Consider the following 23,049-nt stretch of genomic DNA (forward strand, 5'->3'; position numbering starts at 1 on the left):
TTTGTACCAGTTGTGATTTGCTTTCATTCTTTGAACAACTGATATTTGCAACAACATTGGAAATAAAATCCATTATAGTTTCGAGTTGTGATTTGCTTTCATTCTTTGAACAACTGATATTTGCAACAACATTTAACCTTAGTTGTTCATGCCAACATCTGTTGTGATTTGCTTTCATTCTTTGAACAACTGATATTTGCAACAACAGGTTCCGCCGCGATAAACGTCGATATGGTGTTGTGATTTGCTTTCATTCTTTGAACAACTGATATTTGCAACAACCTTAAATCGCTTGACAATGAATAATCATATGTTGTGATTTGCTTTCATTCTTTGAACAACTGATATTTGCAACAACCGCCTATGCCTGTATCATACGCCTGAATCTGTTGTGATTTGCTTTCATTCTTTGAACAACTGATATTTGCAACAACATCACAAATGTAGTAAACTTTTAATAACATGTTGTGATTTGCTTTCATTCTTTGAACAACTGATATTTGCAACAACGACTATAGCTGACTATATTTATTCAAACGAGTTGTGATTTGCTTTCATTCTTTGAACAACTGATATTTGCAACAACGAACGCTATTTTGCTGCCAAACGGTATCCCGTTGTGATTTGCTTTCATTCTTTGAACAACTGATATTTGCAACAACAGTTATTACGGCGCCTGACTTCTCATTTGGTTGTGATTTGCTTTCATTCTTTGAACAACTGATATTTGCAACAACCGGTGTGAACATGGGCATTAAAGAGCGTCAGTTGTGATTTGCTTTCATTCTTTGAACAACTGATATTTGCAACAACTTTGTTCGGGTGTTTTCATTATGGGTTTGTGTTGTGATTTGCTTTCATTCTTTGAACAACTGATATTTGCAACAACCCATGGGTATCAAACCAAAAGCTCTTACCTGTTGTGATTTGCTTTCATTCTTTGAACAACTGATATTTGCAACAACGAACGCTATTTTGCTGCCAAACGGTATCCCGTTGTGATTTGCTTTCATTCTTTGAACAACTGATATTTGCAACAACTTGATGATCCGCCGGTACTTATACCATTAGGTTGTGATTTGCTTTCATTCTTTGAACAACTGATATTTGCAACAACGCTGTTCGCAAGTCGCCCCGTCATTCCAGGTTGTGATTTGCTTTCATTCTTTGAACAACTGATATTTGCAACAACTTGATGGTGAATCAGGTCTTGTTTGCCTTAGTTGTGATTTGCTTTCATTCTTTGAACAACTGATATTTGCAACAACTATGTTAAGAATTTATCATTTAGTAATACTGTTGTGATTTGCTTTCATTCTTTGAACAACTGATATTTGCAACAACGATATGGTTTTTAACCTCATCAAGATTGGCGTTGTGATTTGCTTTCATTCTTTGAACAACTGATATTTGCAACAACAGAAATTAACCAGTGCATCTGCGATACCTGTTGTGATTTGCTTTCATTCTTTGAACAACTGATATTTGCAACAACGTGCGTGGTTTAAAAAGCAACAAGGGAATAGTTGTGATTTGCTTTCATTCTTTGAACAACTGATATTTGCAACAACTTAATTTAGCAGGGACAAAGGAACTTAGCGGTTGTGATTTGCTTTCATTCTTTGAACAACTGATATTTGCAACAACTTGCCAATAATACTCCAGCTTTCGACAGGAGTTGTGATTTGCTTTCATTCTTTGAACAACTGATATTTGCAACAACCGCGGTGTACCGCACGATACGCGCCTTTATGTTGTGATTTGCTTTCATTCTTTGAACAACTGATATTTGCAACAACATACCATAGTTCAAAATGCTAAATATCAGATGTTTATGTTCAAATTTAGAATTAAAAAATCCGGTTGCTCAGGCTTCCGGATTTAAAATTCTAAAACAATTCCAATTGCTGCGGAGTATTTGGAAGCTCTTTTTCGTCCTTTCCATAGAACAATTCCATCATTCCGAACTGCTTATCGGTAATGGTCATGATGCCGACGTGACCTTTAGGTGGAAGTATTTTCTTTACACGTTTAATGTGTACGTCAGCATTTTCACGACTGCTGCAATGACGTAAGTAAATGGAAAACTGAAACATGCCGAAGCCATCTTTCATAATATCCTTACGAAACCTGCTGTAGATTTGCCTGTCCTTCTTTGTTTCTGTCGGAAGGTCAAAAAATACTAATATCCACAAAATCCGGTACTCATTTAAGCGCATTCATCAAAACGGTAGCTATTCTTCATCTCCTATATTGTATTCAAACGTGTTTTCTGTATCCTGATCTATGAAGTTTTCGTCAACCTTATTGTTTATGCCTTTTTTAGGATTAAAATTCTTCATAATTGGATAGTTTATTTTCCTGTTTTTTCCTTCATAACACCTGGCTAAGGAAGCGGTAGTATTTTGTACGCCGACCATTAAAGGACTTCTGCTTTTCTCAAACTGTACGTCAACCGTTGCAATTCCTAATAATTGAGATTTAATGGAATTACCCAGCTCTAAAAAATTCTCGCCATTATCGATGATCTTTAGAACGATTAGGTCAACATACGGGCGGTAAGGCTCCATAATGTCATCAGCCAGGCAATAAGCATTATATTTATTCCGGTGATGAATGCCTAACGTCGGTATTAGGCCAGAACATACCAGTCCGCGCGCTACAATAGCTCGTAATATTGCATAACCATAATTCAATAAATTGTTAGGAGGATCGCCCTCGCGACCACGAAAGAACTCCACTTTTTTAGGGAACACATTTTTCCAGTAATAAGCGGCAGCCCGTCCTTCATAATTATCAGGGTCGCCAGAACGCACGGATTTGGCCCAATGCAGCATATTATCATGCGCAATACCACGATCTGCCAAAACCGCTGCCTGATTTAAAATTTTGGCTTGGATAGTTTGTTGCCAAAGCTGCTTCTTTAGCGGTTGTGAAGCGTCAATTTGATGCCGGAAACGCTCGCTTTGTGTGTCATGCCCGTCAATCGGTAACATCATCCCCGTTGGGTGGTGTGTATGGTTGCAAGTAATAATAGCAGAGTTGTTATCTAATAATGCAGCAATACAGCCGTGTGTAATGGTAATCTGCTGATGATCCAGCACAACAATTCCTACGTCCTCAATAGGTACTGATTTTTTAGATTCCTGTTCACCTAAAATTTTTAAGTCTGGAAGATCAATAATTAATTGACCTTGCTTTAAGCTTAAATAGGCCGGGTTACTGAAGTGAAGCGTGCGTTTTATCATATTGCCCCATTTTAATTGTGATAAGAGGTTCGTTTATATCATTTATAATTGCCGGATAAGTTCTCGTGCTTTATCAGCATTGAAAGCGCCTTCTATAGCTTTCTTGTCAAACACCATGAAATAGCTGAATTTTGATCCGGAAAGTTCAGCCCACTTATTGCCTAACCTGCATTTAGCCTGGCTATCGGAATTGTCCCGGTCATCGCCTTTTGTTTCGATCAGGATAACTTTACCGGATTTTGTGCCGACAATAAAATCGGGATAATGGTTAGACTTATATCCATTAATACTAAATCCTTTGCCCCTGCCTAAATTGCGGTGCCAAAAAGCGATATTGGGTAGGGCAGCTATATCGGTAATTATAGTTGTTTCAAAGTTGTTCATCAAGCCTTCACGCTCATACAGCGATTTACTAATGGCGGCTCCTAAAACACCTGGTACAATTAGTTCGGAGAAATTCCATGAAGGTTCGGCTTGTATTTTTCCAACTTTGATCAGATCATTAAAGCGACCTTCAGCAAAATTATCGGCATGGTGTTTTATCTTGGCTTTGATCTTATCCGCATAACTTAGTTTTCGAATCAATATGTTCTGTAGTTGTTCAGCATTTAATGAACTTAAAATCCGCTCAATGTAAACTCTTATTTCCTGGTCGGCAATAGGATACATATCACCGATCATTTGAATGAGCTGATGGGCTATGTCTTTAATTTGACTGTCTTTGGGTTTAGAAAGAATATAGGCTACAACCGGCTCTTTTACCATCATGTCTTCAATTTTGGTAAAACGAGCATCATATTCGCTTTTACCTATTTCTTCTATATCCACTTTATATAGGTCGGAAGATATTTGTTCAAAGTCGATCTTGGTATCTTCATTACTTAATTTGAATTGCTGCAATAAAGGTTCTTGACTTAAAAACTCCTTACCAGTACCGAATATGTCGCTTTGCTGTACGGTTAAATAAAATTGTGGTAATCGCAAATCCGAAACAAAAGATCGGTTTGCCTCTGATAGTTTATATCGCTTAATTTTATCGCCCATTTCTTCAAATATTTGCTCATCAACAGGCTGTTTTTTCTGTTGCTGAATAATGGCTTCTAATTCTGCATTTTGTTCCTCTGCCATCGTTTCAATTTCTTGTAATACGATGTCGTCATTTTCGAGGGGTGTTAAATTTTCAGGCTCAAATGATATGCGTGTACTATCCAATTCCGGTTCACTTTCGACGATAGCTTGCTCAGGGAAAAGAAAATTTTCTAATGGGTCAGCTACTGCACGTTGTCTTTCTTCTTCTCTCATAGTATCAATTTCACGATAGTCCCGGTCACTAAAGCCTGCGGCCTGTAACCCTTTTACAATGCTTTGGAGCGTATCATTGAACTTAGCAGAAGCAGTTAATACGTAAGAAATATTTAATAATGACGCGCTGTGCTTCATTACATATGGTTGCCTCAATACACGGCCTAATATCTGCTCCACATCTACAGCAGAAGATTTATCAGCAAGAGAGGCCAATACATAGGCAAACGGACAGTCCCAGCCTTCCTTTAAAGCATTGATCGTAATGATATAACGCACTTCGCATTCGCGGGAAAGTAAATCTTCACCCTTTAACTCATCAATGGTTGCTGTTTTTATTTTGATTTGGTTTTCAGGTATGCCAATACTTAGAAGCTGCCTTTTTAATTTTTCATAGGTGATATTTTCTTCTCCAATTTTGGGTTGTGCCTGAAATAGAACTATCGGGCGGATGTATCTACCGCCGTTTTTTTCCTGTTCGATAGATAATAACTCCAGTTTACGCTGTAAATGCAGCGCGCTGTTAACTACCTCGGTTTTATCATGATGATTGTAAACAATAACCGGAAGTTTTACCATGTGCTCCTTTTTTAACTCAATAGCTGGCACCAGGCTGACGATATTGCTGTTGTTTTTAGGCGTAGCGGTTAAATCGAGTACAAAAGAGGGGTTTAACGCATTAAGCATATCCACGCTTAAATTACTTTCGGCGTTATGGCTTTCATCAACTACAATAACTGGCTGCATACTGCGCAGCACATTGATGAGTGCAGTTTCATCTACGTCTTCGAGGAGGTCGGCAGTATTACGATAGTAAGAAGCGAAAGAAGCAAGCTGACCGTTTTCCTGGTACACTTTCCGGTCTTCTTTGTTTTTTGCCCGTAAGCTGCCAAAGCTCATCACAATAATGGAAAGCTGCTCTTTAACTACAGAAGGATTAAAATTGGAACCTTGTAACAGATCTTTCTTTTCATAGACCTCTACCCGGTGATTAAACAAGCTGTTCAATTTTTTTCTGTAGGGATGGTTGGGATCACTTAAAGCCAATACAGTCTGATTGAGCAGATTGCTCCACGGAACAAGCCAAACCACCACTTTAGGCATTGCAGATGAATAAGCATTAAAAATTGTATGGAGGGCATTACAGGCAATAAAGGTTTTACCCCCGGCGGTGGGTACCTTGATACACACATGTGCGGCATTAGGAATAGTGTTTTTGTAATGCTGCATCCCTTCACCAGTCAAGGGGTTATAAGGGCCTATTCGTTCTTCCCAATAGTGGTTAAATGCTTTGTCTGTCTTTTTATATTGCTGGACATACGCTAAATATATTTCCAAGTCTTTGATTACCTTGTATTGGTAGCTTTTTAATTCCATATTTAAAAACGGCTTATATCCCTTGGTATCTTTTTAAAAACGATATTATTCTTGAACAGGAATTCTTTTGACAGCAGGCAATTGTCTGCATAAATAATGTATTGCCCGGCTTTTACATTAACGGTTGCCAATGTTTCAAAGTCAAGTGAGGTAAGATGTGTGGGATGATAAATAAAATAGTAGGCGGTATTGTGATAGATTCCTAATAAGGTATCTTCTTTTGAATGTTGATTAGTTGGAGCTAAAAAATTACGCGTTTCACTATACCATATATAGTTTCTTATTTTCTCGATGCCAACCGCCTCATTTAGATATTCACTATTCTCGCCAACAAATAAGGTTTCGCCAAGCTCATAATACTCAAAACTTCCACCTGTACCTTCTTTTTTACCGTAGCCGTTTATTACCCGTTTTACCCTTTCAGCAGTAATGTTTTCGGCATAGTCTTGCATTTCGATTAGAATGAATTTACGGTCACCACCATCTTGTTTATTAAGATTGAGTACTGCATGTCCAGTGGTCCCACTTCCGGCAAAGCTGTCTAAAACAACGGCGTCTTGGTCTGTTGAATGAAGTATTAGAAATTCAATTAAAGTGAATGGTTTAGGGGTGTCAAAAACATCTTTTTTGCCGAATATTTCAGTCAATGACTTTGATGCGTCAGCCGTATTTGTAAGATTATAAATTATACTTCGCTCTTTAATTGTGGTTTCGCCATCGGTGGTATGATACGTTTTTTCATAAGGTATGAGTTTGCCATTTCTTTGCTCCCAATGAATTAAATCGCTTTCGATTAAATTATTCATAGTAGTTTTACCGATGCGCCACCGCCCCAAATTACCATCGGGTGCTGTAGGTAAATAATCAATACCATTTGGATCAACGATTGGGAAATGCATAGTTGGCCTGTCCTCTTTTCTGGCGGCGCTTCCCCATTTTTCCAACTTGGTTAATTTGAATCTTCCATTCTTGTCAGCCTTATTAAATTCACTTTCTTGTTTCTTTACGATGGTATCGATCCAATAAAATGAATTAGATTTTTGATAGGCGCAGATATATTCATGTTCTGTAACGAAATACTTATCGGTCTGTCCACCGCCTTCTTTTTTTCTCCAAATCAGATTTCCCAAATAATTCTCGTTGCCGAAGAGTTCATCACAGATCAGCTTTAGGTTAGTTTGTTCATTATCATCAATTGAAATAAAAATAACACCGTCTTTGGCTAATAGCTTGTGAAGTAATTTCAGCCTCGGATAGATCATACACAACCATTTATCATGACTGGTAAGGTCTTCACTTATTTTACCAACAACTCTTCCCAGCCATTTCCTGATTTTTGGATCGTTAACATTGTCATTATATACCCAATTTTCATTGCCGGTATTATAAGGGGGATCAATATAAATACATTTGATTTTACCCTCATACTCAGGTAATAGGGCTTTTAAAGCTTCAAGATTATCACCGTGAATGATTTTATTAGGAGATGTGCCGGTAACAGGGGGGCCGTTACCGTTAAAAGTATATTGATGATCTAAAACTTTGAAAGGAACATCGTGATGGTGATTGATGACCTTATCTTTTCCTATCCAGTGTAGTGTTGGCATATATGTAGTTATTGCATCGCTGCTAACAAGTACATATCATTGAGGATAAAAAAATAGGGTGTAATCCTCACTGACTCCAACCTACAGATGGTACCGCGAAGAACCAGGGAGAATTGAATACAGCAAAGGACACACCCATGCGGATGCATCGCTTACACTGTTTCCTTCTCCCTTCGAAATTCGCGGTTTTTCCGTAGAGGAAACTGTTAGCAACGCTATGCGTTTAATATTTTATGTTTAATTATTTCTTTAGTTCATTGTGCTATTTTTTATCAAATATATGTTTTTGGTTCACATTGATGAAAAGAACCTTTTTAGAGTGTTAGTGCTCATTTGAAAATGTTATGGGGAGGTATAAATAAAGAAGGCGAGTTGCCCCGCCTTAAATGTTTTCACAACGGAATAATCCTTATTGTGATTTGCTTTCATTTGAATATCAAAGTAAAACCTTTAATATTACATTTCCAAACTTTAAACTAATCGCAATGAAAACAATCCTTGGCCTTGATTTAGGAACTAACTCAATTGGTTGGGCACTTATTAAACAAGATTTTGAAAACAAGGAAGGATCGATTTTAGGCTTGGGAAGCCGAATAATCCCAATGTCTCAAGATATTTTAGGCGATTTCGACAAGGGGAACTCTATTTCTCAAACAGCGGAACGAACACGGCTGAGAAGCATGAGGAGATTAAGGGAACGCCATTTGTTGCGCCGGGAAAGGTTACATAGAGTATTAAATGTACTTGGTTTTTTACCTCAGCATTATGCAGCTAAAATTGATTTTGATAAACGCTTAGGCAAATTTTTACCTGAAACAGAAACCAAATTTGTATATGACAGTAATGGAGAATTTCTTTTTAAAAGATCTTTTGAGGAAATGCTTGCCGAGTTTAAACAGCATCAACCTGAATTATTGAATCGTAAGAACAAGAAAGGTGAAAGTGCCAAAATACAATATGATTGGACCGTTTACTATTTACGCAAAAAAGCGTTGACAAAAGAAATAGAAAAGGAAGAACTGGCCTGGTTGCTATTACACTTTAATCAGAAGCGCGGATACTATCAGCTTCGTGGAGAGGAAACTGAAGAAAAGCCAAATAAACTGGAAGAATTTTATTCATTGAGAATAGCCCAAGTTACGGCTGATGAGCCGCAGCGTGGCAGTAATAAGATATGGTATAATATTATTTTAGAAAATGGATGGGTTTATCGCAGGGAAAGCAATCAGGCTTTGTTTGACTGGAAAGATAAAGTACGCGATTTTATTGTAACCACTGATTTGAACGAAGATGGCAGTATAAAGAAAGATAAAGAAGGTAATGAAAAACGAAGTTTTCGTTCACCAAAAGAAGATGATTGGAAATTACTTAAAAAAAAGACAGAAAGCGAGATCGATAGATCAAAAAAAACTGTTGGTGAATTTATATATGATACGCTTTTGCAAAAACCAGATCAAAAGATAAAAGGCAAACTTATAAGGACAATTGAAAGAAAGTTTTATAAAGAAGAGTTGATCCGAATCCTGAAAAAACAAATAGAACTAAATTCAAACTTGAAAGATACATATCTGTATAAGCAATGTGTAGAAGAACTGTACCCGCACAACTTACAACATCAATCAACTTTGCTTAGTAAGGATTTTTTGCACCTTTTTATTGAGGATATATTATATTATCAACGGCCCTTACGCAGTCAAAAGAGCACAATAAGTAATTGCCCTTTAGAACGAAGAACTTTTATATTGGATGGCATTAAAAAAATAGAGCCTTTAAAATGTATTTCAAAATCACACCCGCTTTATCAGGAGTTTAGATTGTGGCAGTGGATAAGTAACCTGCGTATTATTAACAAAGACAATGATTGGGATGAAACCGCTAAAAACCTGGAATTAACCGGTGGCGTGGAAACCTTATTTGATTTTTTGACGCAAAGAAAAGAGATAGATCAAAAGGCCTTGCTTAAATATTTTAAGCTAAAAGAGACAACTTACCGATGGAATTATGTGGAAGATAAAAGTTATCCATGCAATGAAACCCATACAATGATCGCAGGCCGTTTAGCAAAAGTAAAAGGTATACCGCAAGAGTTTTTAACAAAGGAAAAGGAAGAGGAATTATGGCATGTCATTTATTCGGTTACCGACAAATTGGAATATGAAAAAGCACTAAAGTCTTTTGCTGTAAAAAAAGGCCTTGACATAGAAAGCTTTTTTGATGCATTCCGAAAATTCCCACCATTCCCGGCTAATTATGGTTCATATTCAGCAAAAGCTATCAAAAAACTATTGCCATTGATGCGTATGGGGGAATATTGGGATTGGGACAAAATTGATAAGCAAACAAAAGAACGGATAGGAAAATTTATTGACGGGGAATTTGATGAACAAATAAAAGAAAAAGTACGCGAAAAAATAGGGAAGCAGGCTTTAGTCAGCGAAAGCGATTACCAGGGGTTACCTGAGTGGCTGGCAAAATATGTGGTTTATGACCGTCATTCAGAGCATAGCGAAGCGGGTAAATGGAATACAGTTACTAATCTTGAAGAATACTTACGATTATTTAGGCAACACTCTTTAAAAAACCCGATAGTGGAGCAGGTAATGATGGAAACATTAAGAACTGTAAAAGATATATGGAATTACTATGGGAATGGCGTAGAGAATTTTTTTGACGAGATACACATAGAACTGGGAAGGGAAATGAAAAATACCAAAAGTGATAGGGAAAGGATATCAAAACAAAACGTGATTAATGAAAATACCAATCTTCGCGTAAAGGCTTTGCTTATTGAGCTTTTAAATGATAATGACATTGAAAACGTGCGCCCATACTCGCCGATGCAACAAGATATTTTGAAAATATATGAAGATGCTGTTTTGAATGACAGCATTGAAATACCTGAAGATATTGAAAAGATAAGCAAACTTGCCCAGCCCACAAGTTCACAACTACAACGTTATAAACTTTGGTTGGAGCAAAAATATCGATCGCCATATACCGGGGCAATTATTCCACTGAATAAACTTTTTACGCCTGCTTACGAAATTGAGCACATTATACCACAAAGCCGGTATTATGATGATAGTTTTAACAACAAGGTAATCTGTGAAGCCGCGGTAAACAAGCTAAAAGATAACCAGACAGGATTGGAGTTTATCCAAAATCATCACGGGCAAATTGTAGAGTTGGGTATGAGAGAAACAACTAAAATTTTTACAGAAGATGAGTATACCGATTTTATAAAACAACATTATGCTAAAAGCCGAGCAAAGAAAAACAATTTAATGGCTTTGGATATACCAGAGAAAATGATTGAGCGCCAATTGAACGATACTCGGTATATCAGTAAATTTATTATGCAGACCCTATCAAACATAGTTCGTACGGAAAAAGATGATGACGGCGGTAATTCAAAAAATGTATTGGCAAGCAATGGTAAAATCACATCCGATTTAAAACGGGATTGGGGCATGGATGCTATTTGGAACGACTTAATATTACCGCGATTTGAGAGGTTGAACAATATCAGTAACAGTACAAACTTTACAACTTATAATGACAGGTATCAGAAGTATTTGCCTGTGGTTCCTTTCGAATTACAGAAAGGATTTCAAAAGAAAAGGATAGATCATCGCCATCACGCAATGGATGCACTTATCATAGCTTGCGCCACACGCAGTCATATCAATTTCATGAATAATAAAAATGCCTTAGACAAAAAGAAATCTTCTGCGCAAAAACAAAATGAACGTTTTGATTTGAAGAAAATACTATGCGATAAAAAATATAATAGCAGTTCAAGTGAAAACTACGAGTGGGTATTTAAACAACCCTGGGGAACCTTTGTACCCGACGCAAAGGAAAAGCTGGAGCAAGTGATAATAAGCTTTAAACAAAACCTGCGTGTTATTAATAAAACCGTTAATCAACACGATATTTTAAAAGATGGGAAAAAGGAGTCTTTTAAACAACACAAAGGGCAAAACTGGGCAGTAAGGAAGCCTTTACATAAAGATACTGTATCAGGGTTGATTTCTTTACGAAAGAAAAAAATGGCATCTATTTCTATCGCACTTGACACCCCTGAAAACATTGTTGATAAATTATTGAAGCATCGTATACAAAAGTTCATAGCTGAGGGTAATGATAAGAAAATGATAATTAAGCATTTTAAAGAAAATGACCACCAATTTAATGGACAAGATATTAATAAAATAGAAGTTTACCACTGGGAAAATGATAATGTTGCATCAAGAACAAGCCTTGATATATCATTTAACAAAGCAAAGATTGAAAGTATCACCGACACAGGTATTCAAAAGATTTTATTTAAGCACCTTAACCACTATAATGATAGTCCAGAAATAGCATTTACGCCCGAGGGTATTGAACAAATGAACAAGAATATCGTTGATTTGAACAATGGTAAATTACATCAACCTATACTAAAAGTGCGCACCTACGAAGCAAGAGGAAATAAGTTTGCTGTCGGACAAACAGGTAATAAGAAATCAAAATACGTAGAAGCTGCCAAAGGCACGAATTTATTTTTTGCAATTTATGTTGACGTGAACGGGAAACGCAGTTATGAGACGGTCCCTCTAAATATCGTTATTGAACGTCAGAAGGAAGGGTTGTCATCAGTTCCAGAAACGAACGAGGCCGGGCAAAAATTATTGATGCACTTGTGTCCCAATGATTTAGTTTATTTACCGACTGAAGAAGAAGGTGAGTTTGGAATACCTCTCAATTTCGATAAATTAGACAAAGAGGCCGTAAATAGAGTATATAAAACAGTAAGTTTTTCAACTTATCAATGCTTTTTTATTAAGCATGACGTTGCAACCTCTATCGTAAATAAAATAGAATTTTCGGCATTGAACAAAATGGAAAAATCTGTTGAAGGAAAAATGATTAAAGATTGTTGCGTTAAGCTTAAGATTGATCGATTGGGCAATATTTCACCCGCATAAATTAATTCTATATTCACCACATCCGCAAAGATAGCCCACCGCCGGGATAAAAAGTAAAGGCCATGCAGAGCGGGCCATTGTGTTTTTCTTTTCAGCGGTGGCCCGGCCTTGACTGTTTACCCGGCTCGCACTGTTGGTTGCTTAAGTGGTAAATATGGGATGGTGTGTTTCATCTGGCTTCGCGGCGAAAACGGGTAATTACATTAACCTTAAAATACTCCACTTTTTAATCACAAATGAGATTAGACATTAAACTGTGTATTAATCGGCATTGATTTAAGCGCTTTTCCAATCAATATTTGCTTCATAAATTGCATCATAATTATTCTGCCGATTGTTTATGAAAGATAACCGATTAAATCTATACAGGGCGCTATTTAAAGGTAGAGAAGATGTATTTGCGTTAAGATGGGAGAAAGGTGGCAAAAGCAGCTATATGCCAGCTTACAGTTTCGATCCGCACCGATACCGACAGCATCAAATGAAAGGCGGTACATTCCAAACCTTTGCTGAAAAAACATACCAACCACTAACAGACGACCATTTAATAAAACATCTCAAAGGCGAACAGGTTGTAGGCCTTTACCCATTACTTCAAGATAATACATCATGGCTCATCGCGGCTGATTTTGACGAAGCAAATTGGATCGAGGAATGTAGGGCATTTATTAAAATTTGTGATAAATATGATATCCCTGCCCACTTGGAGCGCTCCCGTTCCGGCAAAGGCGGCCACGTGTGGATATTTTTTGAAGAACCCTATGAAGCATTTCGAAGCAGGAAGATAATGATGGCCCTGCTACAGAAAGCAGGCTTGATTTCTGTTTTCGATAAAAATTCAAGTTTCGATCGGCTTTTCCCTAACCAAGATTACCATTCAAAAAAAGGCTTAGGGAATCTTATTGCATTACCGTTAAACAAAACGAGCCTAAGTAATGGCAATAGTTGTTTCATTGATCCTGAAACCTTAGAGCCCTTTGGTGACCAGTGGATGTTTTTAAAAACGATTAATAGAATCACTATTAACCAACTCAATTACATCTACAAAGAGCAAACTGACCCCGATGAACTTTCAACAGGACTATTTCAAAAAGAGCAGTACGTAGCTGGTAAATTGGCAATAGTATTGAACAATGAAATTCATATTAGCCGCATAGGCTTACCTGCTTCAGTTGTTGGCTTTTTGAAAGAGGAACTAAACTTTCCCAACAATGAATACCAGGTAAAAAAGAATATCAATAAAAACACTTTTGGCGTAAAACGCTACTTTAAACTATTGAATGAAACACCGGATTCTATTTCAATTCCCCGTGGATTTATAGGTAGGTTATTACGGTTTTGTAAAGAGCAGCAAATTGAATATGTGCTCGAAGATCAAAGAAAGAAAACAGACTTAATAAGTTTTAAAGGCACTATTTCATTAAGGGAGTATCAATTACCCGCGCAGCATGCAGCTACTAAAAAAGATTTTGGAATTATTGTCGCTCCGCCTGGCTCTGGTAAAACGGTATTGAGTTTGGCTATTATAAAAGACAAGCAGCAACCGGCACTCATTTTAGTTCATCGCAAGCAATTGGCAGACCAATGGATAGAACGCATAGAATCCTTCCTGGGGATTCCCAAAAAGGATATTGGACGTATTGGTCAAGGAAAGAACAAGCCCGGTAAACATATTACTGTTGCCATGATCCAAAGTATGGAAAAAGCCCTGGCAACATCTGAAAATGCAGCGTTGATGAATGCGTTTGGCACCATTATCATTGATGAGTGCCACCATGTTCCGGCGGAAACTTATCAGCGTGTTATTGGGAAACTCAATAGCTACTATATGTACGGCCTTACCGCTACACCATTTAGAAAGTATAACGATGGCAAGTTAATATTTATTCATTTGGGAGAAATTATCCATGAGGTTAAAGCACCGGAGGTGCAAAATCAAAATGGTACGCAGATTATCATTAGGGATACCGATCTGTTCGTACCCTTTAATACCAAAACAGACAAGTTCGAAACGCTATTTAAGATCTTGATCCACGATTCAGCAAGGAATCAACTCATTTTAAGTGATGTGATATCACAACTAAATGCCGGTAGAAAAGCTGTTATCATCACAGAACGGAAAGAGCATATCACTTCTCTGCAACAATATTTAAAACAAAATTACGATACCATAGCATTAAGTGGCGAAGATTCCGACTTATCTAAAAAATCTAAATGGGCTGCTATAAATAAAGGTGACTTCCAGGTGCTGATTACAACAGGCCAGTATTTTGGCGAAGGAACGGATATTCAAAATATAGAATGCTTATTTTTAGTTTACCCGTTCGCCTTTGAAGGCAAGCTCATCCAATACATTGGCAGGGTACAACGATCAGAAGTATCGCCAATTATTTACGATTACCGTGACCATAAGATCAGCTACCTGGAAAGGCTGTTTCAAAAGAGAAATCTGTATTATAAAAAGCTTGATCAACATAACCTAACGAGTCCAATAGATGAAAGCGAAATAGTAAGCGGTCAAATCAACGAGAAAATTGATGTGCCAATTGAACAATTAGAATTCAGGTTTGGCAGCATTGCGTTTAAACATATCATTGCTGACTTCAACGGTAAGGAAGTTGAATTTGAGATAGAGAATTTAAATGTCAGGCCGGAGTTTACGGTACTTAAGCCCTACTTTATCCGGTTCCTTAAAGGTACAACGGTATTAGTAAACATACGGGCTACATTGCAACACAATAGGCTGGTATTTAAATCAGCATTCTCCAACGACCTTGATAAAATAAACCGTGAAGTCATAGAAAGTGTAAAGTTCCGCTTCTTAAATAAAGAAATTATTAAAGGTATCCCGGCAGGTGAAGAAAATCTATTGGATGCCGGGCAAGTGCAAGGCGGTAGTGAACAATTGATTTATACAAATGAGGATGATCTATTTGACAACATACTGGCTCTTAAGCAGTATAAGCACCACCGCCATCTTCGTTACCTTTCCCAAAAGCATGAACGAACTATATTGAAACTTCGTTTTGTATTGGAGCCCTTTTCTTTCGTGTTTCTACTTTCCGGCAATAACCAGTACCATTTGATTTGGGAAACATTAGATACAGAAGAGGCTACTTATATATGGCATATTGATAAATCAATTTACGAACTCGAACGGAGTATAAAACAGATTGATGGACTGCTTGGACAGATAAGAACGAAAGGGCGGCAACAATATCTCGAAACCAATCCTGAACACTTTAGTCGCATAGTACACGATTATACAGATGATCAAAAAGGGCTTATAATTTGGAAAGACCTATTGGAAGAAAAACTGTTCTAAATCACAAGCATTATTGGCTACCTGCCCAATTGCCCCTATAAAGTTTCTTTTGCCCTTATACAACGTGTAATATGTGCCTTTTCCTGCCATCTTAACCGTAATTCCTTCTCAGTCAGTATTTGAGATCATTCTACGCAGCGCGCAAATTGGAGCAGCTATTGCGGTAAATACCCAATTGATTATACTTTATGGGAATAGGTAATAAGATATTATGACTAAAAAAAACGTGTAGTTTCTGTTTTTTTAGACAGATGGCGATGAAGAAACCCAATAAAAATCAAGGAAAGTGTTGGACTACCGTGGGCTAAAATGAATCAAGCTTTCAGATGCAACTCTAAAAACCTGATTATCAATTGTAAAACACAGGATTAGAGCCGCTGACCTCTAGCATTCCATGCTTTTGGCAAGGAAATGTTCCTAATAATCAATTGGCCAATTTGAGCTTCAATAATTGCATATCCTCACTTACTTTAGAGTCTAAAATTTTAGCGTAATGTTGCGTTGTTCTCATGTTTTTATGGCCGAGCATTTTACTTACACTTTCAATAGAGACACCATTGGCCAAAGTCACAGACGTTGCAAATGTATGCCGCGCAATATGGAATGTCAGTTCTTTATTAATTCCGCAAACGTCCGCTATCTCTTTTAAATAACTATTCATCTTTTGGTTAGATAATACAGGTAGTACCTTATCCTGATCGGCACATTCGGGGTGATTTTCGTATTTCTGAATAATTTGTAAGGCTTGCGTTAAAAGCGGTATCCGGGATGCTGTATCGGTTTTTTGCCTTGTGGTGAAGATCCATTGCTGCCCGTCTATACCCTTAATAATTTCCGAGCGTTTAAGTTGCTTAACATCTATATAGGCCAGCCCGGTATAACAACAAAAAATAAATATATCTTTCACCTGCTCAATCCGCAAACTGGAATAGGTTTTAAGAGCCATTGTTTCTAATTCCTCTTTGGTCAGGTAATCCCTCGCTACCACCTTTACTCTAGGCTTATACTTGATAAACGGGTCTTTGTCGAGCCATCCGTTATCAATACACATAAGGATGATTTTTTTAAAATTCTTCATATACTTTACGGTAGAGTTATTGGCACACTTGCGTTCCGAGCGTAAATAAAAATCGTAGGACATAATAAATTCATGGTTAACGCCTTCAATATTTATATCATCTACCTTGTATTTCCATTTAAGAAACGCCTGGGTATGCTTTAAACTGGTTTCGTAACGGTCGGCTGTACCTTTGGCATATTCCGTTCCAATCAGTGCCGCAACCTGCCTGTTATGCTCTTTAAAGATCGGTATCAGCATTTTACAGCTTTCTACATCATCTTTTTTAAGTAAAACATTTTTCAGGTTAACTGCGGTTAAGGGCAGTTTCTTTTCTATCAGGTGCCGATGAATTTCATAAACCTCGTGTTCGAGGGCTTTTAGGTAGTTGTTCAACGAGCGTACTTCCTCACTCGCGCCGTTTAGTTTCTGTCCGTTTGCATTCCATTTGTCGGGATTGACATAACGTTTAGAGGAGATCTCAATACGTTTCCCATCGACTGTAACCCGTAAATAAACAGGAGCAGTACCATTTCCAGTCATTTTTGATCGCTTCACGTAGAAGAGTAATCCAAAAGTTTTGTTCATCGCTTAAGCTTTTAAAAGTTATAAAATTAGTTCCTTTTATGCCTGCTATCAAGATGTTCAATGTTTGAACAAGCTCAATAACAGTAACTTATAAGCTTTCTGGTGACCTGTTGGGCCTTTAACCCTCACAGGTCACCAATAGGTCACCAGAAGAATGCGATTATTTGGTTTTATTTGAATAGGCTATAAACAAAAAACGCCGTAAATGATTCATTTACAGCGTTTTTGATGTTCTTTAAAACATGCTTAGTGGAGCCGGAGGGATTCGAACCCTCGTCCAAACATGGTATAAGGTAAGCTTTCTACATGCTTAGCTTCTGTTTAATTGTAGGGAAAGGGAAGGTCAGTCGCTTACCTGTACCGTTTTCCTTAGGTGCTTTATCTCGCCCGCTATGCACACCTTAAGCAGGCCAGTTTCATCTTTCGATGCCCCGGTTGCCGATCCGATGAAACGGAAAACCGGCGGGACAAAAGCTATTTAATTCTAAATTAAGCAGCTAAGGCGTAGTTATTTTCGCCATTTGTAAGTTTGAGCGTTCTGATTAAAGCGCTAATTCACCCAACGCGCTGCATGCTTACTTACTTATCTCCATCCTGTCAATTCCGGTCGACCCCATTTTTTTGAGTTCGTAATTGCCGGTAGGCATTTTGCAGTTAAGGGTACAAATATACGTATTAATTTTGAGTGACTTATTCATAACCGGCACATTTATTAAAAACATATTGGCTAATGGCCAGTTAAACTCGCCTACCCGATAACGTTTTTAACGACGGGTATTTTACTTAACAGATATACCAAAAGCCAGGATAATAAGAAACAACATAACGCAATGGCAGGGATGCTAAATAATGGTGTAAACAGGGTGTAATTGATCTCCAATAGATCAAAAATAGACAGGATTAATGCATGGCTAAGGTAAATACCAAGCGTGTATTTTCCGGCATTATCCATTATACGTTTTATTACCGGGGACAGCGTTACCCGGGTATGTTTTGCTATCAGCAAAGCACTTGCCGAAAATATAGCTATAAACGGCCCCACAGGTTCATAAAACAGGGTACTTAGTTCGTGCTTTTCCACCTGCATATAGTAAGTACCGTAAGCAATCAAAACTACAAGGCTAATAAATACCAAAATGGACACAATCTGTATCTTGCTGAAGTTAAATTGCTTATAAGCCAGGTAATGCCCCAGCACTAAATAACCTATATAGCCGGTAAAATTATGCAGATCGACCGCTGTATTAAACTTACTGAGGTATGGTACGCCCAACAGTAGTGTTAAAAACCATATCGCCAAAAAGAACAATATTTCCCGTTCTGTAGCGTGTTGAACAAACTTGCTTATGATCGGGATCATGAGGTATAATCCCATGAGCAGGTAAACATACCACAAATGATAATAACTGCCCGTTTGAAGCTGATGCAGAACAAATTTTATGTTTGTCCATGTATTATCACCAAAAGCAAACTCCTGGTTATAGTATTTATAGCTTACATAAACCAAACTCCAAAAAAAGAATGGAAGAATAAGCCTGCCGATGCGTTTTTTCAAAAAATCACCTAACTCATATTCTCTGTGTAGTAGTAAAGCGCCGGTTATCATCACAAAAACAGGTACAGCAAACCTAACCAATGCGTTATAAGCATCCCCAACAATCCAATTGTTTAAGGGCACCGTTTTATACTGAAAAAGTAGTGGAGAAGCAGTGTGCAATACAACAACGGCAAGCATAGATAGCAACCGCAAATTGTTTATCCAGGTAATATTTTGCTCTTTGTTTCGGATAACCGTTTCGCTAAATTTCATCGCCTAAAAATAAGTTATTTTGTTTTACAGCAAATAAATTTGTTAAGTACCTTCTCTGATCTGTACAACCGAACAATAATACCGGCATATCTTTCGTATATTTAGTTATGGATGAAAGCGACGTTGAGCGACTTATTAAGATAAGCAAGGAGCGACCTTTGTTGCCCGAAACCTACGTCCCCTGGAATATTGATCCCATTGCATCGGATATTTTTTTACCAGAAGTACTTAACTCCCTTCAGGGACTTGATATTTACGATAACCTTACCGACAGACAAAAGCTTGATTTGGGTCGGCATGAAGTAGTGCAGGTTTTGTATTCTTATGGCTGGGGCGAAGGTTTATTTTGCGTATTTATGAGCAGGTACATGCTTAGCTTGCAGCCAACAGATGTTACCTATCGCTTTTTACTGCGCGAACTGATTGAAGAATACCGACACCAGGAAATGTTTGCCCAAACCGTACAGCACCTGCATGGTCAACCGTTGAAACCTACTCCTCTGCACAGCTTTATTGGGAAGTTTAGCACCAAATATTTACCGCACGATTATCTTTTCATGGGCAGCCTTGCCATAGAACTTGTTACAGATACTTACGGCAATTATTCTCGCCGGGATAATAATGTGTATACGGTATTAAGAAAAGTATTCGAGTTGCATAATATTGAGGAAGGCCGCCATATTCATTTTACCAAAGGACTATTGCAGCAATACACGCAAAAGGCCGGCTATTTAAAACGGACGGCCTATAGTTTTGTGGTGCTATTCAACATTTACTTTTTGCGTACCATGTATGTTAAAAAGGAAATTTTTGAACGATTAGAACTCACGAACCCCGAGATCATTTATAAAGCGGCCTTCAACAATTATAAACAAAAATTTGCACAAAACTGCCTGCAAAACATCCTGGAATTTGTAGATAGCTGGGGCGGCTTAAACAGGGCAACCCGCTGGGCCTGGCGCAGATTGCTTGATGCCAAAATATAATACCTGTTAAGTAACAGGGTTTATCTTTTTCACATACAACTCATCAACAAGGATCATCAATATAGCCAGTAACGGTACGGCCAATATAACTCCCAAAACACCGGACAATGTACCCATTAATACTTGGGCAAGTATGGTAAGCGCCGGCGGCAAATCAATCATCTTTTTTTGAATAATGGGCGTAACCACATAACTAACAACAGTTTGTGTTACTATATACATCAGCGCTACTATAATAGCTGTATTTGTGCTGATGGTAAGTCCAAGCAATACGCCGGGGATCATGGCTACAAGCGAGCCAAAGTTGGGAATGAGTTTCAATAAGCCTGCAAGTAGTGCGAGTACCAAAGCAACCGGGATACTCATGACACCCAAGCCAAGGGTAAGCAGAATAAATACCAATACCATTGATAACATCATACCTTTTAACCAGCCTTTGAGCGACAGGCTAATACGGTTAATTACATGTCGCCCCAAGTCTTTCTTATCTTCGGGAATCAAGCTTATGATACCATTCTTATACAGATCGGGGTTGGTGGTAAAGAATATCGCCAGAAATAGAATAATGTACAGATCGCCCATTACGCCAAAACTTGTACTAAAAAATTGTTTCGCGGTGGTAAACAACTGATCTGAATTATCGTCTGATAAATTGGCCAGTATTTGACTGCCAATATCAGTTTCGGCCATCTTCTCTTTGGCTGTATGTATGGTATTTGGCAGCGTATGGCTTAAAACCGATACCTGGTTGGCTATTTTTGTTCCCATAAACCAAAATAGTATTGCCAGAATTATAAACGAACCAACCACCGAAACGGCCATACTTAGGCCGCGCTTCCATTTGGTTTTTCGCTCTATCATATCTCCCAACCCATGAAAATATACGGCTATTAAAGTACCTGCAAGTACCATCAATAATACATTAAAAGCAACTCTTGCAATCAGAATAACAACCACAAGCAACGCAACTATCGCCACCGTGTGCCATACTTTTTGAATATAGGTAAGTTCTTTTTGAATTGATTTATTGGTTGGTTGCTTGTTTTCAGATGACATAGATCAGTTTTTAATGGATTTACCTATGTTGACAATATTTACACTTAAAAGTTTTAGCAGCCTCTTAATATTGTTAAATTAATATTAAGAATCCGCCCTACAATACCAAATTTCAATAGGCGGATTAGGTTATTTTGTCATTTAACGCCCTGAACATATCGAAAATCCATAGATAGGCTTAGGGCTATTAAATTTTGTGTTAAATTTTTAGCAGATTATTTCGGGATAAAATAAAGTTTAAATGTAATTGGCAACCATTTGGCGCCATGAGCGGGCGCGGTGCGCTTCTTCGTCCCAGATGTGCAGGGAGGCGCGAATGCCTTTTTCGGCAAGTTTATCGTTCAGGGCCAGGTTACTGCCCAGCAACACATCCTGTTGCCCTACTGCCAGCACAATGGGGATCTGCTTGATGCTGTTAAGCTGATCCTCGTCGGTAAGGTTGGTGAGGTATTGCAGCGGCATATTAAAATAGATATTCTCGTCCCAATAGCCATCCAGCAAATCTCCATAATGGCCTATTTTGTTGGTAACATCGTAGCGGCCGCTCATGGCCACAACCTTATTAAAAGTATGAGGATGGCGCAAGGCAATATTAACCGCATGAAAAGCACCCAAACTACAACCTGCCACTATTTTAAACGAGCCGGGATTTTTTTGTTCGATAAAAGGCATCACCTCATTCAATATATAATTTTCATATTGAATATGCCGTTCAATCCGCTGCGCAGGATGGCTTAGGCCATTATAAAAACTTTCCCTGTCAATACTATCAACGCAGTATACCTGTATAAAACCGTTTTCAATTTTAGATCGCAACGATTCAATTACCTTCCACTCCTCATATTCGTAAAAGCGGCCCATACGCGCCGGGAAAAATAAAACAGACGCGCCTGCATGCCCAAATACCAGCATTTCCATATTTTTTTGAAGTGCGGGGCTGTACCACTGAACGTATTCCCTATTCATATTAGATGCTGCAATATGGTGGTACTGTATGATATTTATATTAACTCAGTATGAAAACTTTCTGATAATCGGGCACTGATAATTTGTTTCCAAAGGGCGTAACCCTTGGGGCTTAAATGAAGACCATCTGCCTGAAAGTATTCCTTTTCGGGATAACCATCCTTATTCAGCATCTGGTTATAAATATTAATGAACTTCCAGTTATTATCATGCCTGATGATCTCGTTTTCGATGATATTATTGGTGTATTTCAATATCTCTTTCAGGCTCCAGCGGGCTATGCTTGGCTTTATAGAAACATAGTAGCATGGAATATTACCAAACCGGTCGTTTATTTGATGTACCAATTGCTGAAAAAATATAAAAACCTCTTCAGGATGCCTGCCATCGCCTAAGTCATTATCACCGGCGTATATCACTATTGATTGTGCATCGTAAGGGGCTACAACGCGGTTAAAAAACCAGGAACATGCAGCAAGCGTCGATCCGCCGAAACCCAGATTGGCGGGTTTAAACGCTGCCAGATCAGTATCAAGACTATTCCACAACCGGATAGATGAACTTCCATAAAACAAGGTGGCAGGCTGTTCGGTTTGCTTTAACCGCTGTCTTTCCAACCCTTTAATCTCTTCTTCGTACCAAAACATAAAAACTCAACTATCGTATTAGTGGATAAATTTATAAAATAACAATTAAAGATGAAGGTAACATTAAATATAAAAGACATTGAACCTACATTACCCCTCAAATTTCT

Annotated in this window: 12 protein-coding genes, 1 other RNA gene and 1 CRISPR repeat array (1 of these 14 only partly in view); of the genes, 3 read left to right on the top strand and 10 right to left on the bottom strand. The window is 38.0% G+C overall.

The features are described from left to right. Positions 1–1,799: direct repeats of the CRISPR family, unit length 46 nt; unit sequence GTTGTGATTTGCTTTCATTCTTTGAACAACTGATATTTGCAACAAC; it begins 1,512 nt to the left of the window's first position. A 90-nt stretch (positions 1,800–1,889) separates the two neighbouring features. From cas2 to BLS59_RS03555, 4 genes are read right to left on the bottom strand one after another with little or no spacing between them, the layout of a single operon-like run. Then, on the bottom strand, positions 1,890–2,219 hold the full coding sequence (cas2, locus tag BLS59_RS03540; RefSeq protein WP_091144389.1) for a CRISPR-associated endonuclease Cas2: 330 nt from the start codon (positions 2,217–2,219) through the stop codon (positions 1,890–1,892). A 15-nt stretch (positions 2,220–2,234) separates the two neighbouring features. Further along, positions 2,235–3,248 carry a type II CRISPR-associated endonuclease Cas1 gene (cas1, locus tag BLS59_RS03545; RefSeq protein ID WP_091144392.1) on the bottom strand — a complete coding sequence of 338 codons (1,014 nt, stop codon included), beginning with the start codon at positions 3,246–3,248 and terminating at the stop codon, positions 2,235–2,237. A 42-nt stretch (positions 3,249–3,290) separates the two neighbouring features. After that, a complete protein-coding gene (locus BLS59_RS03550; RefSeq protein ID WP_091144396.1) occupies positions 3,291–5,927 on the bottom strand; it encodes a DEAD/DEAH box helicase in 2,637 nt (878 codons plus the stop codon). Positions 5,928–5,929: 2 nt separating this feature from the next. Then, positions 5,930–7,534: a site-specific DNA-methyltransferase gene (locus BLS59_RS03555; protein WP_091144399.1), complete on the bottom strand. Its 1,605-nt coding sequence runs from the start codon at positions 7,532–7,534 to the stop codon at positions 5,930–5,932. Between the two features lie 485 nt (positions 7,535–8,019). Between BLS59_RS03555 and cas9 the strand changes: the two genes are divergently transcribed. Together cas9 and BLS59_RS03565 are read left to right on the top strand one after the other, a co-directional pair. Further along, positions 8,020–12,507, top strand: a complete 4,488-nt coding sequence (cas9, locus tag BLS59_RS03560) for a type II CRISPR RNA-guided endonuclease Cas9 (protein ID WP_091145070.1) — start codon at positions 8,020–8,022, stop codon at positions 12,505–12,507. A gap of 340 nt (positions 12,508–12,847) precedes the next feature. Next, positions 12,848–15,832: a DEAD/DEAH box helicase gene (locus tag BLS59_RS03565; protein WP_240315141.1), complete on the top strand. Its 2,985-nt coding sequence runs from the start codon at positions 12,848–12,850 to the stop codon at positions 15,830–15,832. Between the two features lie 424 nt (positions 15,833–16,256). Here the strand turns inward: BLS59_RS03565 and BLS59_RS03570 are convergent, their stop codons facing one another. From BLS59_RS03570 to BLS59_RS03580, 3 genes are all read right to left on the bottom strand, one after another. Next, a complete protein-coding gene (locus BLS59_RS03570) occupies positions 16,257–17,477 on the bottom strand; it encodes a site-specific integrase (RefSeq protein WP_091144402.1) in 1,221 nt (406 codons plus the stop codon). A 247-nt stretch (positions 17,478–17,724) separates the two neighbouring features. Continuing rightward, positions 17,725–18,092, bottom strand: a transfer-messenger RNA (tmRNA) gene (ssrA, locus tag BLS59_RS03575). A 133-nt stretch (positions 18,093–18,225) separates the two neighbouring features. Further along, entirely contained in the window at positions 18,226–19,287 is a 1,062-nt protein-coding gene (locus BLS59_RS03580) for an acyltransferase (RefSeq protein WP_091144404.1), read from the bottom strand. Between the two features lie 107 nt (positions 19,288–19,394). Between BLS59_RS03580 and BLS59_RS03585 the strand changes: the two genes are divergently transcribed. Continuing rightward, the gene (locus tag BLS59_RS03585; protein ID WP_091144407.1) at positions 19,395–20,273 is read left to right on the top strand and encodes a diiron oxygenase; all 879 of its coding nucleotides are present in this window, start codon (positions 19,395–19,397) and stop codon (positions 20,271–20,273) included. Positions 20,274–20,279: 6 nt separating this feature from the next. Here the strand turns inward: BLS59_RS03585 and BLS59_RS03590 are convergent, their stop codons facing one another. From BLS59_RS03590 to BLS59_RS03600, 3 genes are all read right to left on the bottom strand, one after another. Further along, a complete protein-coding gene (locus tag BLS59_RS03590; RefSeq protein WP_091144411.1) occupies positions 20,280–21,329 on the bottom strand; it encodes an AI-2E family transporter in 1,050 nt (349 codons plus the stop codon). A 237-nt stretch (positions 21,330–21,566) separates the two neighbouring features. Next, on the bottom strand, positions 21,567–22,295 hold the full coding sequence (locus BLS59_RS03595) for an esterase family protein (protein WP_091144414.1): 729 nt from the start codon (positions 22,293–22,295) through the stop codon (positions 21,567–21,569). A gap of 35 nt (positions 22,296–22,330) precedes the next feature. Continuing rightward, positions 22,331–22,942 (bottom strand): GDSL-type esterase/lipase family protein, encoded by a 612-nt coding sequence (locus BLS59_RS03600; protein WP_091144417.1) that lies wholly within the window; start codon positions 22,940–22,942, stop codon positions 22,331–22,333. Positions 22,943–23,049 lie beyond the last annotated feature (107 nt).

This window comes from Mucilaginibacter pineti (assembly GCF_900101875.1).
Classification (GTDB): domain Bacteria; phylum Bacteroidota; class Bacteroidia; order Sphingobacteriales; family Sphingobacteriaceae; genus Mucilaginibacter; species Mucilaginibacter pineti.